We start from the raw sequence: 19,894 nt of genomic DNA on the forward strand, positions 1-19,894 counted from the left end.
TAATCGATATTTGTTTCAGCGCCCTGTTCATATTTATATGCAGCTAACAGCTAAAAAGGATCTTTACATAATCTCTCATGCATACCATTTATAGAAAACAAAAAACCCGGCGAGCAGGATAAAAAGAATCCTGCGATATAGTTCCACCGTATATGCTCGTTCAAGTAAAACACGGAAAAAAAACAAAACACCAGGAGGGTGATAATCTCCTGGATGGTTTTCAATTGCGCCGCAGAAAAAACCGTGTGTCCTATCCTGTTCGCAGGGACCTGAAAGCAGTATTCGACAAACGCGATGAGCCAGCTTATGACGACGACAAGCCATATCGGGATCGCCTTGAATTCAGGTGTCCGTACCACGCGAACGTCATAAAAACATTTGAACAAACAAGCAGGGTAATAGCGATAAGTGCGGTCGTCACCTATCGCCTCTTTTCATGTCATCCATGAGGTTCATACTCTCCTCGACCAGCTCCCTGTACAATGTTTTTCTCCACGCTTCAGCCATACTCTCGTTTAAACCGATCGATTCATGGATCGTTTCTGGGCCATTGAGAAGTTCAACCGGACATTCATCCGCTAATCCCGTCAACCTTTCTTCATTATATACATACGGATGCAAACGGCAGACCAGGGGCCGCGTCTCGAGTGAAAGCAGACACCCTTTGCCGGAAAGGAAGATACAATGAAGCTGCCGTCCCCGTTTCAACACCCTTCTTCTCCCGCCGCTTTTTAGTGTATAGTAATTCCATTGCGGATCGTCCGTCTGTTCGATATATGAACGATCGGAGGGAACCCTGTATTCATAGAAATCCTCATATCCCGTACTTTCGCTTATTCTTTCAACATCACCCAGGGTTATAAATATATCTCTGCCGACACAGCAGCAGGAAGACTTTATTCCGGCACATAATATACATAATCTCATAGTCGTTACACCTTTTTCGATCTTTTCGACAGATGGATCTGTCTTGTCTGATATTCAATATTCCCAAGAAGTCTTAATTGTATGAAAAGGTCGTATTACTGGTAGGTTAATGATGCGATACTCACCGCTACTTTACATTCCATAAAACACCTGTCCGTAAAAAAACCGGTACCGGAAAACAGCGATTGGGAAAAACCCTGCGGTACGTTCCGGTTCCCGACAATAACAATCACACACAAGGCAGATAGAATATGCCAAAAAAAAACACCGGTGTCAAGTATTCATGTGATAAAAAGCTTATCTATCTGTACACTGTCTTCCTCAACGGCTCCCCGCAAGAGGCAGTCCGATGGTAAAGACGTTCACGGAACGGTTCCCTCACATTGCCCGAAACGTCATCACAATTATTCCTTAACCGGAGGATAACTGTTAATGAAACGGGTTTTCGGTCACGTATACATCCCCTGCCGGCTTGTTATAATAGATATCCCGTACACCAAGGAGTCCAAGTGCACCGAACAGGTATTTTCCGAGATGTTTATAGGTCAAGGCCGTATGATGCGGAAACCTGTTTTCGATCAACACATGCCGGTAAAAACGTCCCATCTCCGTAATCCCGATCACGCCGATACTGCCGAACGAATGCGGCTCGAGTGGTAAAACCTCCCCCTGCGCGCAGTACGCCTTTAGCCGGGTGTCTGCCGTTGATTGAAGCCGGAAAATGGTAACGTCTCCCGGAAGCATCCTTCCTTCAAGGGTTCCCCGTGTAATGTCGGGTTCTTTTCCCGGTTCCATCAGCCTGTGCATGATACGCTGATAATTGATTTTCGGGTCGCAGATAAAACAGGACGGTGTATTGCCGCAATGGAATCCCATAAATAAATCGGAAGACTTATATTGTTTGCATGCCGTCTTCTCTTTTTCTATCAGGTCACGGGGGACGGTATTGTTGATATCGAGGATTGTCGCCGGTGATTCACCGGCGCAGGTGAGGATATATTCACTTAATGCCCCGTAAATATCGACCTCACATGAAACGGGGATTCCCCTCAGGGCCAGCCGTGAATTGACATAACAGGGAACAAACCAGAAATATTTCTCGAAAGAAGGCCAGCATTTATTCGCGAAAATGCCGTAATCGCACGCGCCGAGGTTCTCTTCAAAAAAATTCATCAGGGCGATCTCGTATCGGGCCAGTTTGGCGAGAAGCCCGGGATAGGTATTGCCGCCCTTTAGTTCCCGCCGCATGTCGTTTACCAGATCCGGAATACGTGGATCATTCTCTGCGGAACGATAGATATCATACAGATCGAGTTCGCTGTTCTCCATAATTTCGATACCCAGATCATAAAGCGGTTTGATCGGAGCGTTACAGGCGACAAAATCATGGGGCCGGGGCCCGAACGAAAAAATCTTGAGCCGCTTCAGACTCAATATAATTCTTGCAACCGGCAGAAAATCCCCGATCATCGCAGCAATCTCGTCGGGAACTCCGACAGGATACTCCGGAATGAACGGAACGGCTTTTTTCAAACCGCAATTGTAGGAAGCACTCAACAATCCGCAATACGCGTCGCCTCTGCCATTGACAAGGTCGTTTCCGCTTTCTTCGGCGGCGGCCACCATCATGACGGGCCCCTGAAACCGCTTTGCCAAAAGCGATGTCGATATCTCCGGTCCGAAATTTCCAAGATAGATGATAAGGGTGTTTACCTTCTTATCCTCCATTTCCCGTAATGCCCCGGGCACGTCTTTTTCACTCTCGACAATCGTCTCTATGTCCGTGAGTTCGATCTTTTTTTCCGCGGCTTTTTGAAGAACCACTTTTTTTCTTCTTGCCGACAATTCGGTCGGAAAACAATCCCTGCTGACTGCGATAATACCGGGATTGATATGGGCGATATTTTTCATTGTAGCATACTCCTTGCGTATCATAGAGATCGGCCGCTATACTGTCCATAATAGGCATTGCTGCCGTGTTTGCGATCATGGTGTTTGCGGATGAGTGTGTTCTTTATGTGTTTCGTGTAAGGATTGATGTTAAGCGTGATGCAGGCCGTTTTTGCAATTTCTTCAAGCATAATACTGTTGTCAACCGCCTTTTCCGGCGTTTCTCCCCAGGTGAATGGACCATGACAGGCAACGAGGACCATTTGTATTTCCCGGTAGGAAAGATTTTTAAAAGTCCGGACGATAAGCCTTCCAGTTTCGATTTCATAATCTCCCGATATCGCCTTATCACTCATCACTTTTGTACATGGTATTTCCGATGCGGTGAAATCCGCGTGGGTCGTCCCGAACACGGGAATCGGTTTTTTTGCCTGTGCCCAGGCGACCGCAAATGTCGAGTGCGTATGAACCACACCTCCGATCAGGAGGAAATGCGAGTAGAGACAGGAATGTGTTTTGGTGTCCGTCGATGGATTGAGATCGCCTTCAATAACATTGTTGTCCAGATCGACGATCACCATCTTCTCCGGAGAGAGTTCCTCGTACGGAACGCCGCTCGGCTTTATGGCAAAAATTTTTCGGTTCCTGTCAATGCAGCTTGCATTCCCAAAGGTTTTTTTAACAATACCTTGCCTCTCAAGTTCCATGTTGCATCGATATACCCTTTCCTTAAGGGCTTTAAAATCACTCATCTCCTCGACTCCATTTCCAAATAATAAAAACAAGGGCATCCGGTATAAAAAGGTCATACGAGCGATACCGGAATCCTTGTGTCGCGCTTTCCCATCGCCGATCCGGATATGCGTTAACGATAACACATAAGGGCCGGACACCCTCTTTCCCGATTCCGTTTATAAGCCGGAATCCATTTCCCGGGTATGTTTATATCGCCCGGTATTCTCTACGCTATCGCGATCATTGCTTTTACGACATTCTCCCTGTAGCCGGAAACGATCGAAAACGCCCTCGATATCTCTTCGAGCTGAAATCGATGCGTTATCATAAATCCCGGATCGAGGTTGCCTGAAGCGACCGCATCGATCACGATACCGGTACACTCATTCTGACGTCTGATATTCCGGATACATATTTCTTTTCGCCGTGCCATATCCGCCTGAAAGCGGTAATGCGAAAAACCAGGGATACCAATGACGGCAAGGGTACCTCCCGGCTTAAGGAGCAAGAGGGCCTGTTCAAGGGCTTCCTGCTTTCCGCAGCACTCGAACACGAAATCCAGCTGAAGCGGTTCATGTTTCCCGATCTCACTCACGACATCGATGCTGTTTGGATTTCCCGTCCACGAGGCGCCGTGCTTCCGGGCTATATCACACCGGTAATCCAGCAAATCGGTGACATATGTCCGGCCGGCCCCCTTCATGAGACAGACCAGCATGACACTCAACCCTATCGGGCCGGCGCCGAGTATCCCGATATTTCTACCCGTCACGTCTCCGACACTTTGAACGGCATAATACCCGATGGAAAGGGGTTCGCAGATCGTGGCGATTTCCAGGGGCATCGAATCCGGAACCGGATAACAGCTTTCCTGCGGCATAACGACATATTCGGTATAGCAGCCCTCGAGCTGCCCCGGACAACCCAGAAATTTCAGGCTTCTGCATGTATGCGGTCTTCCCGCTTTACATTGGTCACAGGAAAAGCATGATACCGCCGGATCAATCGCCACCCTGTCGCCGGGAGAGACCCGATTGACCCCGGAAGCGACCGCAACCACGGTACCGCTCATTTCATGACCGAGGATTTGGGGAAATGATATCACCTGTTCACCGATATTGCCGTTCTCGTAATAATGAATGTCCGATCCGCATATTCCCGCCACCCCCACTTTGACGAGGACATCGGTCTCATTCCGTAATGATACCGGAGGGATGTCACAAATCTCTATTTTCTTCCTGTCAACGAGCCGGGCCGCTTTCATATCTTGTTTCAATAGTAAATATTTGTGAATCGAAAGTCAAGATGCATCGGTCTCGCCCGGTATGAGAATCACCTAAAAAAAAGAACTATTTGCGTATCAGGGTATTTACAATTTCCAATAATTGACTATAATAGACAATAGTGGACTTTAATTATGGCTGATATTGACAGAAAAGAAGAACTTGCTGATTTTATGACCCTTGCCGAGGTAGCCCAATACCTCAGGGTGGCCGAAAAGACCATTTTCAGGATGATTCACCGGGGGGAGATTCCCTGTGTGAGAATCGGAAGCCAGTGGCGGTTCGAGCGGTCCGCGATCACCGGATGGCTGGAATCGAAAACCGGAAAAAAAACACAACATGAACTGATCAGGCTTATCGAATCGGACACCCCGATTGTTCCCGTTTCCAGACTCACACAAAAAGAGTTTATCATCACGGACATGAAACCGGGAACGAAAAAAGAAATACTGGAACAATTGGTCAAGCCTCTCCGTGACAGGGGAATAGTCGATGACGGCGAAGAACTTATCAGAAAGCTGCTGCAGCGGGAAAAAATGGCGTCGACGGCATTATGGAAGGGAATCGCGTTTCCCCATGTCAGGAACCCGCGTGAAATCAAAATTCGGCAGCCCCTTCTGGTCTTCGGGATGTGCAGAAAGGGAACCGATTTCGAATCGATCGACGGGGACAAGACCTTTCTTTTCTGTCTCCTCTGCATCAACAGTATGACCGCACATCTTCGGGTTCTTGCGCGACTGGCGGAGTGTTTTAAAAGCGGTGACCTTCTCAAACGTTTTCTGGATGCGGAAAGTCCGGATGAGTTTCTTGGGATTCTCATTCGAATTGAAAAAAACTGCCCCAGACACGATTCGAACGTGTGACCTGCGGTTTAGGAAACCGACGCTCTATCCTGCTGAGCTACTGGGGCCTGTCATTATATGCGGAGTCTACGATGTAATCGGCATAATGTCAATGGCCAAAGAGAGGGGGACGGGATTTTTCGACAATGGAAACCCTTTCGAGAGTGTGAATCGGAACAGGTAATGTTTATTTAATAAGATAACTATCCAAGGAGGAAACCATGAATCTTTTATCATTGATTAATCCGGATTGTATGGAAATCGATTCGACCGCTTCGGATAAAACAGAGGTACTCAAAGAAATAGCCGCGCTGGCAAAACGCAATGGCATATTGAAAAACATAACAGAAGAAGCAATATTCGCCAAACTGGCGGAAAGGGAAGAAATAGGATCGACCGGATTTGAAAACAGCGTGGCGATTCCGCATTGCAGTTTCGATACGATAAACGAGTTCGTCACAGGGATCTTAATCAATAAAAAGGGCGTCGATTTCAAATCGATCGACGGGAAAAAAACAAAAATATTCTTCTTTATTATCGGCCCCGCCGACCAGAGAAACAAACACATCAAGCTGCTGTCGTCAATTTCACGATTGATAAAAAAGAATATACAGACAATCCTGAACGCGGGTTCAAAGGAGGACATTCTCCGTATCATAGAAAGCAACACAAAAACCGAAGACACGAAAATAATCGAAAAAGAGAAAGTGCTTTTTCATATCTTCATTCAAACGGAAAAATATTTTAACGATATTCTGCAAATATTGTCCGAGGTCGTCGAAGGTTCGATTTCCGTTCTGTCGACCTATAACGCGGGGTATTACCTTCATAAGCTTCCGATTTACACATCGTTCTGGACGGACGAGAAAAAAAAATACAGCAAAATCATCATCGCAGTCGTCGATAAAACACTGGCAAACAATGTGATCCGGAAAATTAACACGACCGTCGAGACGATCGAAAAAGAATCGGGGATTCTCATCACCGCCAATGAGTTGTTTTACTCGAACGGCCAGATAGATTTCTGAACCCTAACATGGAGATACATTTATGGAAATATTGAATACGATCCAGTCTTTTTTTACGAACCTGCACCTGCCGTTGATTCTCATTATCGGAACCGTCACCTTTATCGGATTGTTTTTCGGAAAGACAATGAAATACATAAAACTGCCTTCGATCATCGGATTCATGATCATCGGGGTCGTTCTGGGACCTTCCCTCCTTGATATATTGAACGAACCGGTCATGAACAACCTCTCGTTCATAACGGAGATCGCTCTGGGATTCGTCGCGCTGGGTATAGGCCTGGAATTGCATTTAAAAGCCTTGAAAGAACAGGGGAAAAGCATCATATTGATAATTATCTCGGAATCATTCATGGCGTTTATCGTTGTCACCGCGGTCGTCTATGTCATTGCCCTGGTGAGTCCGGTACCGGACCATATCGCGCTTCCCCTCGCACTCCTCTTCGGTTCGATCGCACCCGCGAGCGCGCCCGCCGGTACGGTTGCCGTGATAAAGGAATATAACGCGCGGGGAAGCCTCACCAAAGCCCTCTATGCGGTCGTGGGGTTCGACGACGGTCTCGGAATAATCATCTTCGGTTTTGCCGCTGCAATCGCAAAAAGCCTGCTGGAAAGTCAGACCGGAAACACGTCGAACATGATGACACTGATCGTCAATCCGCTGATGGAAATAGGGCTCAGTCTCGGTATCGGATGTGTATTCGGCGTACTGCTGCGTTTCATCGTAAAAAAATTACATTCAAATAAAGATATCTTTATCGTTATTTTCGCCTTTGTCTTTATAATCACGGGCATATGCGAGGTATTCCATCTTTCGGTCATTCTCACCAACATGGTGACCGGAATCATGCTGGTCAATTTGCTGGACAACACGAATATCAACAGAATCGGCGAAGAGCTTTCAAATGTTCTCCCCCTCCTGTTCATATTGTTTTTCACCCTCGCCGGATCGAATCTGAATGTATATGTCCTGCCTTCTCTGGGACTGATCGGCATTGTCTATGTCCTTTCACGATCGTTCGGTCTCATGAGCGGGGCATGGCTTGGGGCGTGTATCGGAGGAGCCGAGCCGAAAATAAAAAAATTCCTCGGAATGGGCATATTGTCCCAGGCCGGCGTCGCGATCGGCCTTTCGCTTATCGTAAAACAGAGGTTCGACGGTATCGGCGCCGACAACGCGGGGGGAATCATCGGGACGACCATTATCACAACGATTACCGCAACGAGCATTATCTTTGAAATCATCGGTCCCATCCTGACGAAAATAGCCCTTCAAAAAGCCGGGGAAATCAGACCTGCCGGGAAATGATACATGCGGCATCCGGATTCAGGATGCCTTCGGATTGCCTCGTCCCGAATCCTTCTCCCGTCTTCATCGTGTCCCGATCTTATCTCTCCGGCATTCCGTCGATATGCTCAAGACGCAGGTCCTGTATGACACCAATGCAGTAATACACACCTTCCCCGGGCTGGAATTCCATTACTTTAACGCGCCTGTCTGAAATATCTCCGCGACGGATGGTCCCGTTCGAATCGAACAAAAGCAATGCGGTGTTTTGGGCATTCTCGACAATAATCGCATGCGTTACGTCAGCGGGATGTTCAGGACCCGTTCGCTCGAAAGCCATTGCATAAAAATCGCCGATTTCATGCGCCACAACATCAGAAACGCTTTTATCAATGAGGAGTTTTCCGTCAACAGACTCAATTATGAAAACAATATCTATCAGGTGCGCAAGGAAGACATCCTCATCACGATCAGACAGGACGCATCATCCATCCTGTTGAGTACATCGCCTGCTAACGAACAGCTTGTCCGCCTCATCATCGTCGAGGTGATCGTCGAACTGAAAGACTTTTTTACCGGAATCGAGAAAATGAAAAATCTTGACGAGATCGGTTCGCGGATCATCAAGAAAACGATATGACCGATCCGTCACAGGAAAGGGAAAACACTGAAGAAAGACAAGATGGTCCCCCTTTATATGGCCGAGCGGGGAAAAAGCAGCGCCGGCATCGAATTACCGGACATCGAAAACGACGATTCCGCATTTCCCATAATCCGGGGGGTTTTCGTTGACCATCTTTTTTTCACTAATATGTGATCATTCTCGGAAGCTTCTTCGCCTGGGCAATCCAGTCGTTGACCTGTTTTTCAACCGGTATTTTCCGTACCAGTTTTTTCGAGGTATTGATATCCTTCATTTTCTGAAAGAGATTGTCGGCCCTTCTCTGGCAAAGCTCGGGAATCGTATCGACTCCCGCCTCTTCGAGAAGATCGGCGTATTCCGACCCAACGCCCTTTATCCTGAAAAGATCCACATGATTGACCCATTCGAGAACGAGTTTCGGCGTGATCCCCGAACCTTCGCTGATTTTTTTACGTCCATCCGGTGTCGCTCCCTTTTTGAGCAGATCGCCCGTAGAGCGTACTCCCGCTTTCTTCAACATTTTCGCGTATTTGACGCCGATTCCCTCGACTTCTTCAAGTTTCGCCATTAATACCGTGCTCCTTTCATTTTTTGAATAGTTTCGCGACAAGTCCGACGATCGTCATGAGAACACCACCGCCCACGGCGCCCGATGCGACATTTGCCAGAATGCTCGCGATATCAAAAGAACCGGACGGCATGACGGCCACTCCGAGCATATTGAGAAGCTGGCCTCCGAGTCCGCCCCCGACAATACCCGCGATCGAATTGACAACGACGCCCATGTCAATTGGTTTCACCAGCTTGCCGGTGATGTTTCCGCCGACGGCACCGCTTACCGCTTGTACGATCAATGCAATGACATTCATTTTTTTCTCCTTTATATTACCATTGGTTTTCCATCTTCATAATCCAGAAATTATATTCGATGGTAATATTATTTATAGACCCGGCATACAAGAAAGTCAATAAATATTATAAGTTTCTTGTACTTTTTGCCTTTTTAAATACATTTGCATCCTTGTCCCCGTGGATACAATATCGTCAGCCGCGTGATAACACCGTTTTTCCGGTGATTCTCTCATCAGAAATTTCTTTCTCCCAAAAGAACGTCCATCATCTCGAAATCGAGGATCGGCATTGCCTTCCCGTTATTATCGAGCCTGAACCTGAGGTATTCGAAAAGGGGGCCGAACGGCGCCGCCGCTTCGGGTAACACGCTGCCGGCGTCAACCATACCGTCCGCCTTTTCGTTGACCGTTATCCCCAGCAGGGACAGAAAGGGGGCGTAGACCGACATGAAGTCGACCGCCGGAAGCTCGACAATCTCGACGCGTTCCTTTTCGGGAATGCCCGCCATTTCCTTTGCAATCGCGATCGCCTTCCATAACCCGCCGATTTCATCGGCAAGGCCCACTTCCTTTGCCGCGAGCCCCGACCAGATTCTTCCCTGCGCAATTTTCTCAATCTCATCTTCCTCTTTATTTCGGCCGGAAGCCACTTTTGAGACAAACTGCTTGTAAATATAGGCGATGGTATCTTCGAGCATACGCCGTTCATCCTGATCCAGGTTACGGTCCGGTAATCCGAGCATGAGATACGGGAGGGCAAAACCGAATCCAAGATCCGCGTGGTCGCCCCGCTTTACGAAATCCGTGGTGATTCCCAGCTTTTCTTTCAATCCATTATCGTACATCCACCCCCCGATCGCGCCGATTGAACCGGTCAGGGTCTGCGGTGCGGTGCAGATCGCGTCCCCGTTCATGGAAAGCCAATACCCGCCCGAGCCCGCGACCAGGCCCTGAGAAATGACGACCGGCTTTTTCTTTTTACAGCGTTCGATCGCCTCGGCGACGAGGTCCGAAGCAAGGGGATCGCCGCCGGGCGAATCGACGCGGACCACAATGGCCCTGATAACAGGATCTTCCCCCGCCGCATCGATGACCTTCTCGAGCGAACGCGCCTTGATTCCCGTATCCATGGCGCAGACACCGAGGGCGTAAACGACGGCGATCGTTTTGGGAACGCCCCAGTTTTTGTCATACGGCCCTTTCAGCGACATCATCGCCTCGGGGGGGATAAGGGCCGTCTTTCTCCCTTCGAGTTTTTCAATCTCCTCTTCAATCGCGTCCCACCTGCCGGCGGCATCGGCGAGGTTGTGAGATATCGCGGTTTCGGCATTAAAGCGGATCACGGTATCCACCAGTGTATCGAATTCGTCTTCCGCTATTCCGCGCGCATCGCAAATTTCCTTTTTGACATAATCGTAAATATCACCGATATACCTGTCGTACTGTTCCCTGTTCGCGTCGGACATCGATTCCCTCGACAACGATTCCAAAGCGGATTTATAGGTATAGAGGCGGATTTCCTCGAAACCGATCCCCAGTTTTTCCAGGCTGCCTTTATAAAAGGAAAAGCCCGCGAGGTAACCCTGAAGCATGATCCCGCCCAGGGGATCGATGACGACCCTGTCCGCGACCGTCGCGAGATGGTAGAGATTGACCCCCCCGTTATCCAGGTATATGACGACATGTTTGCCCGACGCTTTGAAATCCTCGAGCATCCGGCGTATTTCCCATAACATTTCAGCGTCCGCCTGCAGTCCCGAGGTATTGACCGCGATTCCGGCGACCGACGGATCTTTTCCCGCGTTATCGATCTGTTTTAAAAGAGAAAGAAGCGTGTTCCGTTTACGGAAAAAGGAAACCCCCTGGTATTCGAGTGTTCCGTTCAATTCGAGTTTAACATAGTTGCCGCCCCCTGTCACCAGTGTATCGATCAATCCGGGTTCGGCGGCTCCCGCGCGCATGGTATATGTGAAACGGGTCATCCCCATCCCGGATGAAAAATGCGGTACGACGGCCAGGCTTGAATACCCCGATGATATTTTCAGTCCGATTGAAAAATCGAGCGTCTTCGGATAAAACCGTCCGGAACAATACAACCCTTCGATAAACGGAAATCGCGCAACAAGCCCGATACTCGAGGTGCCGTCAAGGAGTTCGTCAAAATCCCGGGAATCCTGTAGTGCATAATCGGCGAAAAGGGTAAGGAAATCGGCCCGAAACGGCCTTATGCCGGTTTCAAAAACCGCTTCATAGTGCTCTCCCGAAAAGGATGTACTCCCGGAAAGACCGAGCGAAAGGAAGGGGAAAGGCCGTGCGAGAAGTCCCATGACATAAAGGTTGTCGGCATCGAATATGCCCGAAGCGTCTTCCGTCCACTCGTATCCGAAGCCGACACTGAAGGCGGTATTACCGAAACTGCTGGATATCCTGTACGTCGCCTTCCAGTCATCATTCAAGCCGAGTCTGTTCATGACACCGAAACCCAATCCGGGAAATGCCAGAAAAAATCCAAAGCGGTCAAAGGTATATTCGTCATCGGCCAGATTGGAGAAAGCAGTCATGGTATCGAACGATCTTACGTAACTCAACACGGCGGGGTTGACAAAACCGTAAAGCCCGATATCCATCTCCCCCGGGGGGGCGAGTAAAAACTGCGTATTATCGTGATACGGAGTGAATGGCGGCTGGGGAAAACAGGGAATCAATCCCAATAAAAATAAAATTCCAAAGAATACTTTTTTCACAATCTCCCTCCTTTTCTCGTGTCGGATCAGAGTACTTTCGTATTGTCATTCTGTCAAGAACAGCACTGCATTGGAACACCGGTATTCCGGAAATTACAGACATATGGTATCATTTTGCCGTGAGTCAGGAAGCCGTCATACTATGGTAATAAACAGAATAACGGCCGTGACATTGTATCGCTACGATCACGGGGACGCCACCCCGCGTCCCGATAAAAAGCGTTATATTACTTGACGCCGTTGGCTCTTCGGCTTATCTTTTTCAATGAACGTTGTTTTTACACCGATTTTGATATGAAAACCGAACGGTTGGATGGTTTTTTTTACATGACGTGATATATTGAAGTGGCAGCCGGTCGTCGGGACAACGGAAACCTGATTCAAAAGAAGGAGCGGTTATGGATTCCAATCTTTATCAAATCTTCCAGAAAGCATCTGAAAACAGGCCTGAAGACGAAATTCTTTCTTTTCCCGATTATCTGGATCTTATCAAGCAAAAACCATGGATTACGCGAAATACCTTTCAACTGCTTCATGATATGATTCTCACAAGCGGTGTCGAATATACGATAATACCAGGCAAACCCATACGCCACCGGTATAAATTTTTCGAGGACGAGCAGCTTGTCGGTGAGTACGTGGTGTTCGGCCAGCAGAAAGCAAAAGAAAACCTTGTTGAAAAAATCGATAATGCAAGCCGGGGGCTCGAGGCCTCCAAACGATTGTGGATCCTTCTGGGCCCCCCGGGGGCAGCCAAGTCACGCTCGATGGACGGCATCAAACGAGCATTGAACATGTACTCAAAAACGGAAGAGGGGAGAACCTATACCCTTCTCATCCCCACCCTGGACGAACGGCTAAAGGAAAAAGCCCTCTTCAAGGAGGGAAATATTTATTATATCCAGGGGCCTATTTTCGAACGGCCGCTTCAGATAATTCCCCCTGCCTTGAGAAAGGATTTTCTTGCACAACTCAACGCATCGCTCGATCCCGGCCGGGTCAAGGAGTTTCTTCACTCGCATCCCCAGTACGATAACGAATTCAGAATCAAGATAGACGGGCTGATCTCGCCCTTTGCCGATTTCATCATCAATGAATTCATGAATAAAAAAGAAATATCATTCGCAGAACTCATACCCTTTTTAAAAGTGAGGAGGATGATATACGACGCCAGAACTAAAGCAGGTATCGGCTCATACACACCGAGGGACGAAAAAAGCCAGGAAGCGGGGTCACTCGTCGGCAATATCGACTACAGCCTGCTTCCGCTCTTCGGCAGCGAATCTCATCCCCTTGTCCATGACTATAAAGGAGAGCTTTGCAGCGGCGCAAACGGGTTTGTCGAAATTCATGAAATACTCAAACTTTCTGACAAATTTCTCTATGAAATGCTTTTTGCAACACAGGACAGGTTTTTTAAGCCCGAAGGCCAGCCGCCGATCCCCTTCAATGGGGTGATAATCGGACATACCAATTTTCACGAGTACAACATGTTCATGGCGAACAAAACGTTCGAGGCACTCCAGTCCCGAACCACATTCATAGAGATGCCGCTTTCTGTCAATTTCAAGGACGAAGAGAATATCTATCTCTTTACCTATTCGAATGAACAGCGGAAATGGGTGAAAGCGAAGAAGCATACCGCCCACGTCGCCCCCCACAGCCTGCAATTCCTGAGTCTGGTCGCGGTGATGACGAGGCTATATGAATCAAAACAGAATCCCAATCTTTCCCTCCTGCAAAAAGGACTCATTTATGCGGGCCGGGCCGACAGCGGTGTGGACAATAATATGGTACGGACAATTCTCGAGGAGTTCGAGTTCGTCAAACCCTCGGAGGGGACATTCGGACTCGATCCCCGTTTCATCCAGAATGTTTTTGAAAACACCGAACATTTCCAGATCGACGAACATTATGCCAACATAAAGCGCCTGAAGGAGGAAAAGACCGATCCCGCCATGCTTACCTCAATCGCACTGCAGAACCCCTGCGTCACCCCGCTCGATCTCTACGTGCGTATCGAAAACGCGTTGAAAGAGAATTTTGCGACAGACAAGACGCGGCTCAATCACTATGTGGAAAAAATTCTTCCCCAGGTCAAGAAATGGATATTCGGCCAGATCGCGAGCGACGTTTACAGCGCGATACTCAGGGACGACACGGTTATCGAAACGACATGGAAGAAATACACGGACCACGTCAGGGCTTATGCGCATAATACCACCGTGAAACACGAAGTCACCCAGGCCGATGTTCAGCCCGACGAACGGTTCATGCAGACCATCGAGCAGTATCTTGGCATTCCGGATAAAGACACCTTCCGGAAAGAGTTGAGTGACGCGATCGCGAGTGTCAGTTATTCGGTCCTTCTGAGTGACGAACCCTCGTACCAGAACGCGATTAAACGCTACGTATTCGAAAACGAGTTCAAGTCAAGGGAAAACATGAAACTGCTCGGCTGGATTAAAAGCGGCAGCAGCGCATCGAACGTCAATTCAAAGGAACAGGAACAATTGAACGAAACCGTCAAATACCTGATCAACAACCAGCGTTACTGCGGCAAATGTGCCTTTCAGGCACTTACCATCACGGCCAACTCCTCGAGTATTATGGTTTGACCCCGCCCGCAAGCGGGTCCCATTTCATGGTGATTCCAAATAAGGATATTTTCTATTCGGGATGCCGGAGTTGGAGATATCCTTATTTGATCTCCCTGATATACACACCGTTCAGATGCCATGCTTTTTCTCCGGTCACCAGGGTTATGGGTTCGATAATCTGCGCCACGATAAGCACGGTGGCATTCACATCGATCATCGCCCCGGACACATTTCGTGTACTTTTACGCCTGTACAATTTAAAGGTTTCGGTGCCGGTAAAGGTGATAATCGTCTTGTAGCTCTTCACTTCGTCGTACCCTACCCATGTGCCGTATAAAATTTCCACACGCACCTCAAATTTCTTCAGGTCTCCCGGATATGCCGATTCCAGTATCAGCCTGTTGACGAACGAGACGTCTTCTCCGGACAGTGATGATGAGGCAAGGGCGAGGAGGTCCTTATCGGAAACAACGGATTTCAGACGCGAAGGCTCATAAAGCGGACCGTTTTCGATAATGGTATTTAGTTCGGCAACAAGTTCCCTGACAAGGAGGACCGTCCCGGATGAGGCACTTCCGTAAGCTTTGATTTTTGTCCGCAATTGATCAGAAACCGATTCCATGAGCATTCGCGACAGGGGATCTTTTCCGTTTTTCAATTTCAAAATGAAATTCGAAGGGACGGGAAAATCGTCGGGCGAGAGAAAAAACGCATTTGATTTTGCGGGTTTGACGACGGACATTGTACCGTTAAGGAGAACGAGTTTATTGGTATCGATCGCATCATAATTTCCGCTTTCAAGTGACCGACTCAGTACCTCGAGGGTCACTGAAAAGTCGATAATATCGTCAAAATCTGTTCGGGAAACGGGAAAAACAAAAGGAAGCTGCAGTATAAACAGGGCAAAAATAATGAGAATTATTCCCTTTTTTTTCATAATTCCCCCTTTCATTTCAAATAATATCGATATCGATACGGCGGGTCAATAACCGCCCCTATGTTTTACGACAAGCCCGCTGATTTTTCGAAATACCGTTTCGAGTCTTTTCGCCTCCCTTCCCGACAGCCCGGCGCGGGCAAGAATATCCTTGAAAAAACGGCCGAGATCTTCCGGTTTGCCCCTTGTAAAAAACCCGATGTGTTTGAGTGAGTGAATCATCACGGAGACCAGCAGTTTCAGTTTTTCATCCGTTATCGGTGTATATCGTGAGTGCGATCCGGCGGTTGTTGATTCCCTGTATAACAGGTAGGCAAGAATTTGAACGGCGTGAGAAAGGTTGAGTGAAGGGAAAAGGGGTGAACTCGGGATGTGTACGGCCACATGGCAGAGAGCGAGTTCGGCATCCGAAAGCCCCGATTCTTCATTTCCGAATACAAAAGCCGCTTTTCCGTTCGGATGCTGCATTATTTTTGCTATCGCCTCTTCCGGCGACAGGGAAAAGTATTTCCTTTTTTTCCCCCTCCGCCTCGTTACTCCCAGAACGAGAGAAATATCCCCGATCGCCTCTTCAAGCCGGCTTACCGTCATCGCTTGTTCGAACACATCATATGCATGAATGGCGAGATTTTTTACCTCGGTGAGATCAAGCCTTTTCCTTCCGACAATGGCAAGCGACTTCACGTGCATTGTTTTCATTGCCCTGCATACCGCACCGACATTTTTCGCATCCTGCGGATGAACCAGAATGATGCGAATATTCTCCAAAGCACTGTCCATAACAAAGGATACCATATCGTTGCTTGTCTCGACAACCTGCACCGGACCCCCGTTCATCATCCCGAATCAGGCGAAAACCGCGCTGCCGGACCGTATACCGTATGGCAAACAAAAGCATATACGGCGTATCCGGCGATAAAAGTTCATATTTTTAAGTTTTTACCCGTTAAATTCCACTTCTCTTTGATATAAAAACGTGTAAAATACGTGAAAACGATTGGAAAACTATGATAATGTAGTTATTATTGATAAACTGTAATAAATCCGGGATAGTCTTTTGAAATAGACAAAAATTACCGATGATATGATATGGATAGAATGCAGGTGAGAGAAACCGGCAAACATGATACTTTTTTTTGAATTTTATTTGACAAATACCTGTATGATTTATAATATATAAACTGTATCAGTGAGGTTGATTTTTTTTATGCAATCGTGTAAATATAATTGGGCATAAAGGAATACTATGAATAATGAAATAGTTCCTGGTTTTGATGACGAAAAGGACGATAGTCTAAAAATACGACTCCAGAATTTCAAAGATATAAATGGACTTGTTGCCTTATACCTGACAGGCTATATTGACACATATAATTCCAACAACTTTCAAAAACGTGTGGGAAAAGCGATTGAATCGGGATTTACAAAGCTTATTTTTCATTGCGGCGGACTAAACTATGTGTCAAGTACCGGAATCGGGTCATTTACGGCGTTTCTTAAATCCGTCAAACCGCGCGGAGGAGATATTGTCCTCCTCGAGATTCAACCCAAGGTATATGAAGTGTTTCAACTCCTCGGTTTTTCTCAATTTTTCAATATCAAAGACAACCTCGAAGAAGCGGTTGCTTTTTTCAGAAAAACAACAGACGAATTAAAACCAGAAATATTCCCCAAAATTTTCAAATGCCCTATTTGCTCTAAAAAATTAAAAGCCATAAAAGCCGGTCGATTTCGATGTTCCGAATGTAAAAGCATCCTGGTGATCGATAATACGGGCCAGGTATTACTTGGGTAAGGAATCATCGTTTCTTTATCCAAAATATTAAATATATGGGAGAGGCTTATGAATATCAAAGAGAAAATAGAGAATTATTTTATCGAGCTCGATGTCCCCTATGAGCGAAAAGAGGATAACCTCTGGATTATTTCAGACGAAAGCAGGTCGCTTCAAAATATCGCGGTTACTCTGGAGGATTCTATTGTGACAATTACCGTCAATGTTATGCAAGTGCCAAATAAAGGGAAGGAAGAACTTTTCAGCAAGCTTTTAGCACTCAATGCAACGGATTTAATGCATGGTGCTTATGCAATTGAAGGAAATGCAATCGTCCTTCTTGATACGCTTGAGGGAGAAACCCTCGATTTAAAGGAACTGCAGGCTTCTCTTGACGCAATTGGATTGGCACTGACCCAACACTACAAGGTACTTGCAGAGTATCGAAATTAAGAAAAGGAGGTCTTTCGTATGGGAATTTTTAAGAGAGTATCAGACGTATTCAAGGCAAATATAAATGATTTGATCAGCAAGGCAGAAGATCCGGAAAAAATGCTCAATCAGATGATTATCGATATGAACGAACATCTTATTGATGCAAAAAAAGGTGTCGCCTCTGCAATCGCCGATGAAAAAAGACTCGAACGGCAGATGAATGAAAATCTTCAGAAAGCACAGGAATGGGAAGGCAAGGCAATGATCGCCCTCAAGGCCGGAAAAGAAGATCTTGCAAAACAGGCACTGCTTCGCAAACAGGAGTATGCGAACTATCATGGTGAGTTAAAACCCCAATGGGAAGCGCAGCACGCCGCAGTGTCGAAACTCAAGGATTCATTACGGGCACTTCAACAGAAAATTGAGGAAGCCCAGAGAAAGAAGAATATCCTTATTGCACGGGCAAAGAGGGCCGAGACGACAAAGAAAATCCAGCAGACCATGGGCTCGATGGCAAACAATAATGCTTTTGCCGTGTTCGACAGAATGTCCCAGAAGGTCGACAGAATAGAGGCAGAAGCCGATGCGCTGGGAGAACTCGAAGATATGAGCGCATCATCCGACCTGGACAAACAATTCAAGGAACTCGAGTCTTCGGGGACGAGTGCCGACCTCCTTCTCGAGGAATTGAAGGCAAAAATGGACAAAGAAGGCGGCGGGGAGTAATAGAAAACAAATTCAGAGTCAATATCATCACCGGCAGTCAATCCCTGGTGGAACGAATAAAGTTTTATTTCAGGGAACGTGACGATATTGAGATTCTTTTTTCCGAAAAACCGCTTACTGAAGACAAAGCGGATATCTATATCGCTCCGGCAGAAGAAATCGAGGCGATTCTGGACCGGAGAAATACGGCGGACAACGGGCTTCCGATAATCGGATACGGAAGCCCTTCTTATTTACGAAAGGCATTTCTATCAGGGTGTTCGGATTATCTTAAAGACGAGTGGGCGATTGACGAGCTTGATGTCAGGCTTACCCGTATCAAGAACATCTGTGAAAAGCATTATTCTTTTCCCTGGGGCAGTATCTCCTTCAGGGGAACCGGGGCAATAACTGCCTTGGGAATCGCCCCCCTCTCTATACATGAATATAAAATACTTACCCGTTTGCTGAGACAACGGGGAAAAACCGTCAGCAGAGAAGTGTTGTTTTATACGATCTGGAACAAAAGAGGAAACACTAAAAGCAGGGTGCTGGATGTCCATATATCCTCTCTCCGTAAAAAATTGACAAAAATAATTCCAAAGCCCGAAGCGGACACATTCATAAAAACGATTAAAAACGGAGGATATATGATCCAATGAAAAGCTTCTTAACCGAATTGAAAAAAAAACAGAAAAAGCGGCCCCTGCGCATCGTCTTTGTCTGTACGGCTAACTGTTGCCGTTCACCTGTCGCCGAAATTCTCTTTGAAAAAATGCTTCTCAGTCGATTCAATTCGCTTTCCGATATGAACAGATACATCATTATCGAATCCGCCGGCACCTCATATGACGATATGCCGATCTCGCAAAACTCGGCGCACATGCTCATGAGAGAAGAGGGGGTACCGGTACGGCGGTGTCAGCGGCATCGCGGGAGACTGATCACTAAAATCGAAAAACCCGATCTTATTCTTACGATGACCCGGCAACAAACGGACGCGGTAAAAACATCGGTTCCCCGCTGGGCCGACCGTGTCTTCACCCTGGGAGGTTTTGTCCGGAATAAGGACGGAGAGTCCGGTTTTGACATCCCGGATCCGATCGGAGGGCCGTTATCGGAATACAGACGAATGAAAGACCGGATAAAATCCGATCTGAAGTTGCTTCTTGAAGAAGCCGGGCTTTCCGGTCTTCTCGATCGATAATATCC

General features: G+C 47.2%; 21 protein-coding genes and 1 tRNA gene. 10 read left to right on the plus strand and 12 right to left on the minus strand.

All coding sequences use genetic code 11. The features are described from left to right. Positions 1-50: 50 nt before the first annotated feature. From JW881_05150 to JW881_05170, 5 genes are all read right to left on the minus strand, one after another. Complete coding sequence (locus tag JW881_05150; GenBank protein MBN1696880.1) at positions 51-359, minus strand: DMT family protein; 309 nt, start codon at positions 357-359, stop codon at positions 51-53. Between the two features lie 58 nt (positions 360-417). Next, positions 418-927 carry a YkgJ family cysteine cluster protein gene (locus tag JW881_05155; GenBank protein ID MBN1696881.1) on the minus strand — a complete coding sequence of 170 codons (510 nt, stop codon included), beginning with the start codon at positions 925-927 and terminating at the stop codon, positions 418-420. A gap of 429 nt (positions 928-1,356) precedes the next feature. Further along, positions 1,357-2,838 (minus strand): fucose isomerase, encoded by a 1,482-nt coding sequence (locus tag JW881_05160; protein ID MBN1696882.1) that lies wholly within the window; start codon positions 2,836-2,838, stop codon positions 1,357-1,359. Positions 2,839-2,858: 20 nt separating this feature from the next. Further along, on the minus strand, positions 2,859-3,569 hold the full coding sequence (gene araD / locus JW881_05165; protein ID MBN1696883.1) for an L-ribulose-5-phosphate 4-epimerase AraD: 711 nt from the start codon (positions 3,567-3,569) through the stop codon (positions 2,859-2,861). A 209-nt stretch (positions 3,570-3,778) separates the two neighbouring features. Then, positions 3,779-4,816 carry an alcohol dehydrogenase catalytic domain-containing protein gene (locus JW881_05170; protein ID MBN1696884.1) on the minus strand — a complete coding sequence of 346 codons (1,038 nt, stop codon included), beginning with the start codon at positions 4,814-4,816 and terminating at the stop codon, positions 3,779-3,781. Positions 4,817-4,969: 153 nt separating this feature from the next. Between JW881_05170 and JW881_05175 the strand changes: the two genes are divergently transcribed. Further along, on the plus strand, positions 4,970-5,698 hold the full coding sequence (locus JW881_05175) for a PTS sugar transporter subunit IIA (protein ID MBN1696885.1): 729 nt from the start codon (positions 4,970-4,972) through the stop codon (positions 5,696-5,698). On the opposite strand, the gene JW881_05180 is transcribed toward JW881_05175, so the two are convergent. After that, positions 5,672-5,745, minus strand: a tRNA-Arg gene (locus tag JW881_05180). The two genes, JW881_05175 and JW881_05180, sit on opposite strands and share 27 nt — an antisense overlap. A gap of 153 nt (positions 5,746-5,898) precedes the next feature. Here JW881_05180 and JW881_05185 point away from each other — a divergent pair. Then, entirely contained in the window at positions 5,899-6,705 is an 807-nt protein-coding gene (locus JW881_05185; GenBank protein MBN1696886.1) for a PTS sugar transporter subunit IIA, read from the plus strand. 22 nt (positions 6,706-6,727) lie between these two features. After that, positions 6,728-8,014 (plus strand): cation:proton antiporter, encoded by a 1,287-nt coding sequence (locus tag JW881_05190; GenBank protein ID MBN1696887.1) that lies wholly within the window; start codon positions 6,728-6,730, stop codon positions 8,012-8,014. Between the two features lie 79 nt (positions 8,015-8,093). Here the strand turns inward: JW881_05190 and JW881_05195 are convergent, their stop codons facing one another. Further along, positions 8,094-8,363 carry a hypothetical protein gene (locus JW881_05195; GenBank protein MBN1696888.1) on the minus strand — a complete coding sequence of 90 codons (270 nt, stop codon included), beginning with the start codon at positions 8,361-8,363 and terminating at the stop codon, positions 8,094-8,096. Between JW881_05195 and JW881_05200 the strand changes: the two genes are divergently transcribed. Then, positions 8,355-8,633, plus strand: coding sequence for a hypothetical protein (locus JW881_05200; GenBank protein ID MBN1696889.1), 279 nt, complete (start codon positions 8,355-8,357; stop codon positions 8,631-8,633). The genes JW881_05195 and JW881_05200 overlap by 9 nt on opposite strands. A gap of 166 nt (positions 8,634-8,799) precedes the next feature. Here JW881_05200 and JW881_05205 read toward each other — a convergent pair whose 3' ends face one another. From JW881_05205 to JW881_05215, 3 genes are all read right to left on the minus strand, one after another. Further along, the gene (locus tag JW881_05205) at positions 8,800-9,204 is read right to left on the minus strand and encodes a DUF4332 domain-containing protein (GenBank protein ID MBN1696890.1); all 405 of its coding nucleotides are present in this window, start codon (positions 9,202-9,204) and stop codon (positions 8,800-8,802) included. Between the two features lie 16 nt (positions 9,205-9,220). Then, positions 9,221-9,505, minus strand: a complete 285-nt coding sequence (locus JW881_05210; GenBank protein ID MBN1696891.1) for a hypothetical protein — start codon at positions 9,503-9,505, stop codon at positions 9,221-9,223. Positions 9,506-9,720: 215 nt separating this feature from the next. After that, entirely contained in the window at positions 9,721-12,231 is a 2,511-nt protein-coding gene (locus JW881_05215; GenBank protein MBN1696892.1) for a S49 family peptidase, read from the minus strand. A 398-nt stretch (positions 12,232-12,629) separates the two neighbouring features. Between JW881_05215 and JW881_05220 the strand changes: the two genes are divergently transcribed. Then, on the plus strand, positions 12,630-14,849 hold the full coding sequence (locus JW881_05220; GenBank protein MBN1696893.1) for a hypothetical protein: 2,220 nt from the start codon (positions 12,630-12,632) through the stop codon (positions 14,847-14,849). A gap of 82 nt (positions 14,850-14,931) precedes the next feature. On the opposite strand, the gene JW881_05225 is transcribed toward JW881_05220, so the two are convergent. Together JW881_05225 and JW881_05230 are read right to left on the minus strand one after the other, a co-directional pair. Continuing rightward, positions 14,932-15,768, minus strand: a complete 837-nt coding sequence (locus JW881_05225; protein MBN1696894.1) for a hypothetical protein — start codon at positions 15,766-15,768, stop codon at positions 14,932-14,934. A gap of 45 nt (positions 15,769-15,813) precedes the next feature. Next, positions 15,814-16,608, minus strand: a complete 795-nt coding sequence (locus JW881_05230) for a TrmJ/YjtD family RNA methyltransferase (GenBank protein MBN1696895.1) — start codon at positions 16,606-16,608, stop codon at positions 15,814-15,816. Positions 16,609-17,014: 406 nt separating this feature from the next. Between JW881_05230 and JW881_05235 the strand changes: the two genes are divergently transcribed. The 5 genes from JW881_05235 (at position 17,015) to JW881_05255 (ending at position 19,889) form a co-directional block, all read left to right on the plus strand. After that, entirely contained in the window at positions 17,015-17,563 is a 549-nt protein-coding gene (locus tag JW881_05235; protein ID MBN1696896.1) for an anti-sigma factor antagonist, read from the plus strand. Positions 17,564-17,644: 81 nt separating this feature from the next. Then, entirely contained in the window at positions 17,645-17,995 is a 351-nt protein-coding gene (locus JW881_05240; protein ID MBN1696897.1) for a hypothetical protein, read from the plus strand. An 18-nt stretch (positions 17,996-18,013) separates the two neighbouring features. Then, positions 18,014-18,703 (plus strand): PspA/IM30 family protein, encoded by a 690-nt coding sequence (locus tag JW881_05245; GenBank protein MBN1696898.1) that lies wholly within the window; start codon positions 18,014-18,016, stop codon positions 18,701-18,703. 47 nt (positions 18,704-18,750) lie between these two features. Next, positions 18,751-19,344, plus strand: a complete 594-nt coding sequence (locus tag JW881_05250) for a winged helix-turn-helix domain-containing protein (protein MBN1696899.1) — start codon at positions 18,751-18,753, stop codon at positions 19,342-19,344. Then, positions 19,341-19,889 carry a hypothetical protein gene (locus tag JW881_05255; protein ID MBN1696900.1) on the plus strand — a complete coding sequence of 183 codons (549 nt, stop codon included), beginning with the start codon at positions 19,341-19,343 and terminating at the stop codon, positions 19,887-19,889. Before JW881_05250 ends, JW881_05255 begins: the two co-directional genes overlap by 4 nt. Positions 19,890-19,894: the final 5 nt, after the last annotated feature.

The organism is Spirochaetales bacterium, from assembly GCA_016930085.1.
Classification (GTDB): domain Bacteria; phylum Spirochaetota; class Spirochaetia; order SZUA-6; family JAFGRV01; genus JAFGHO01.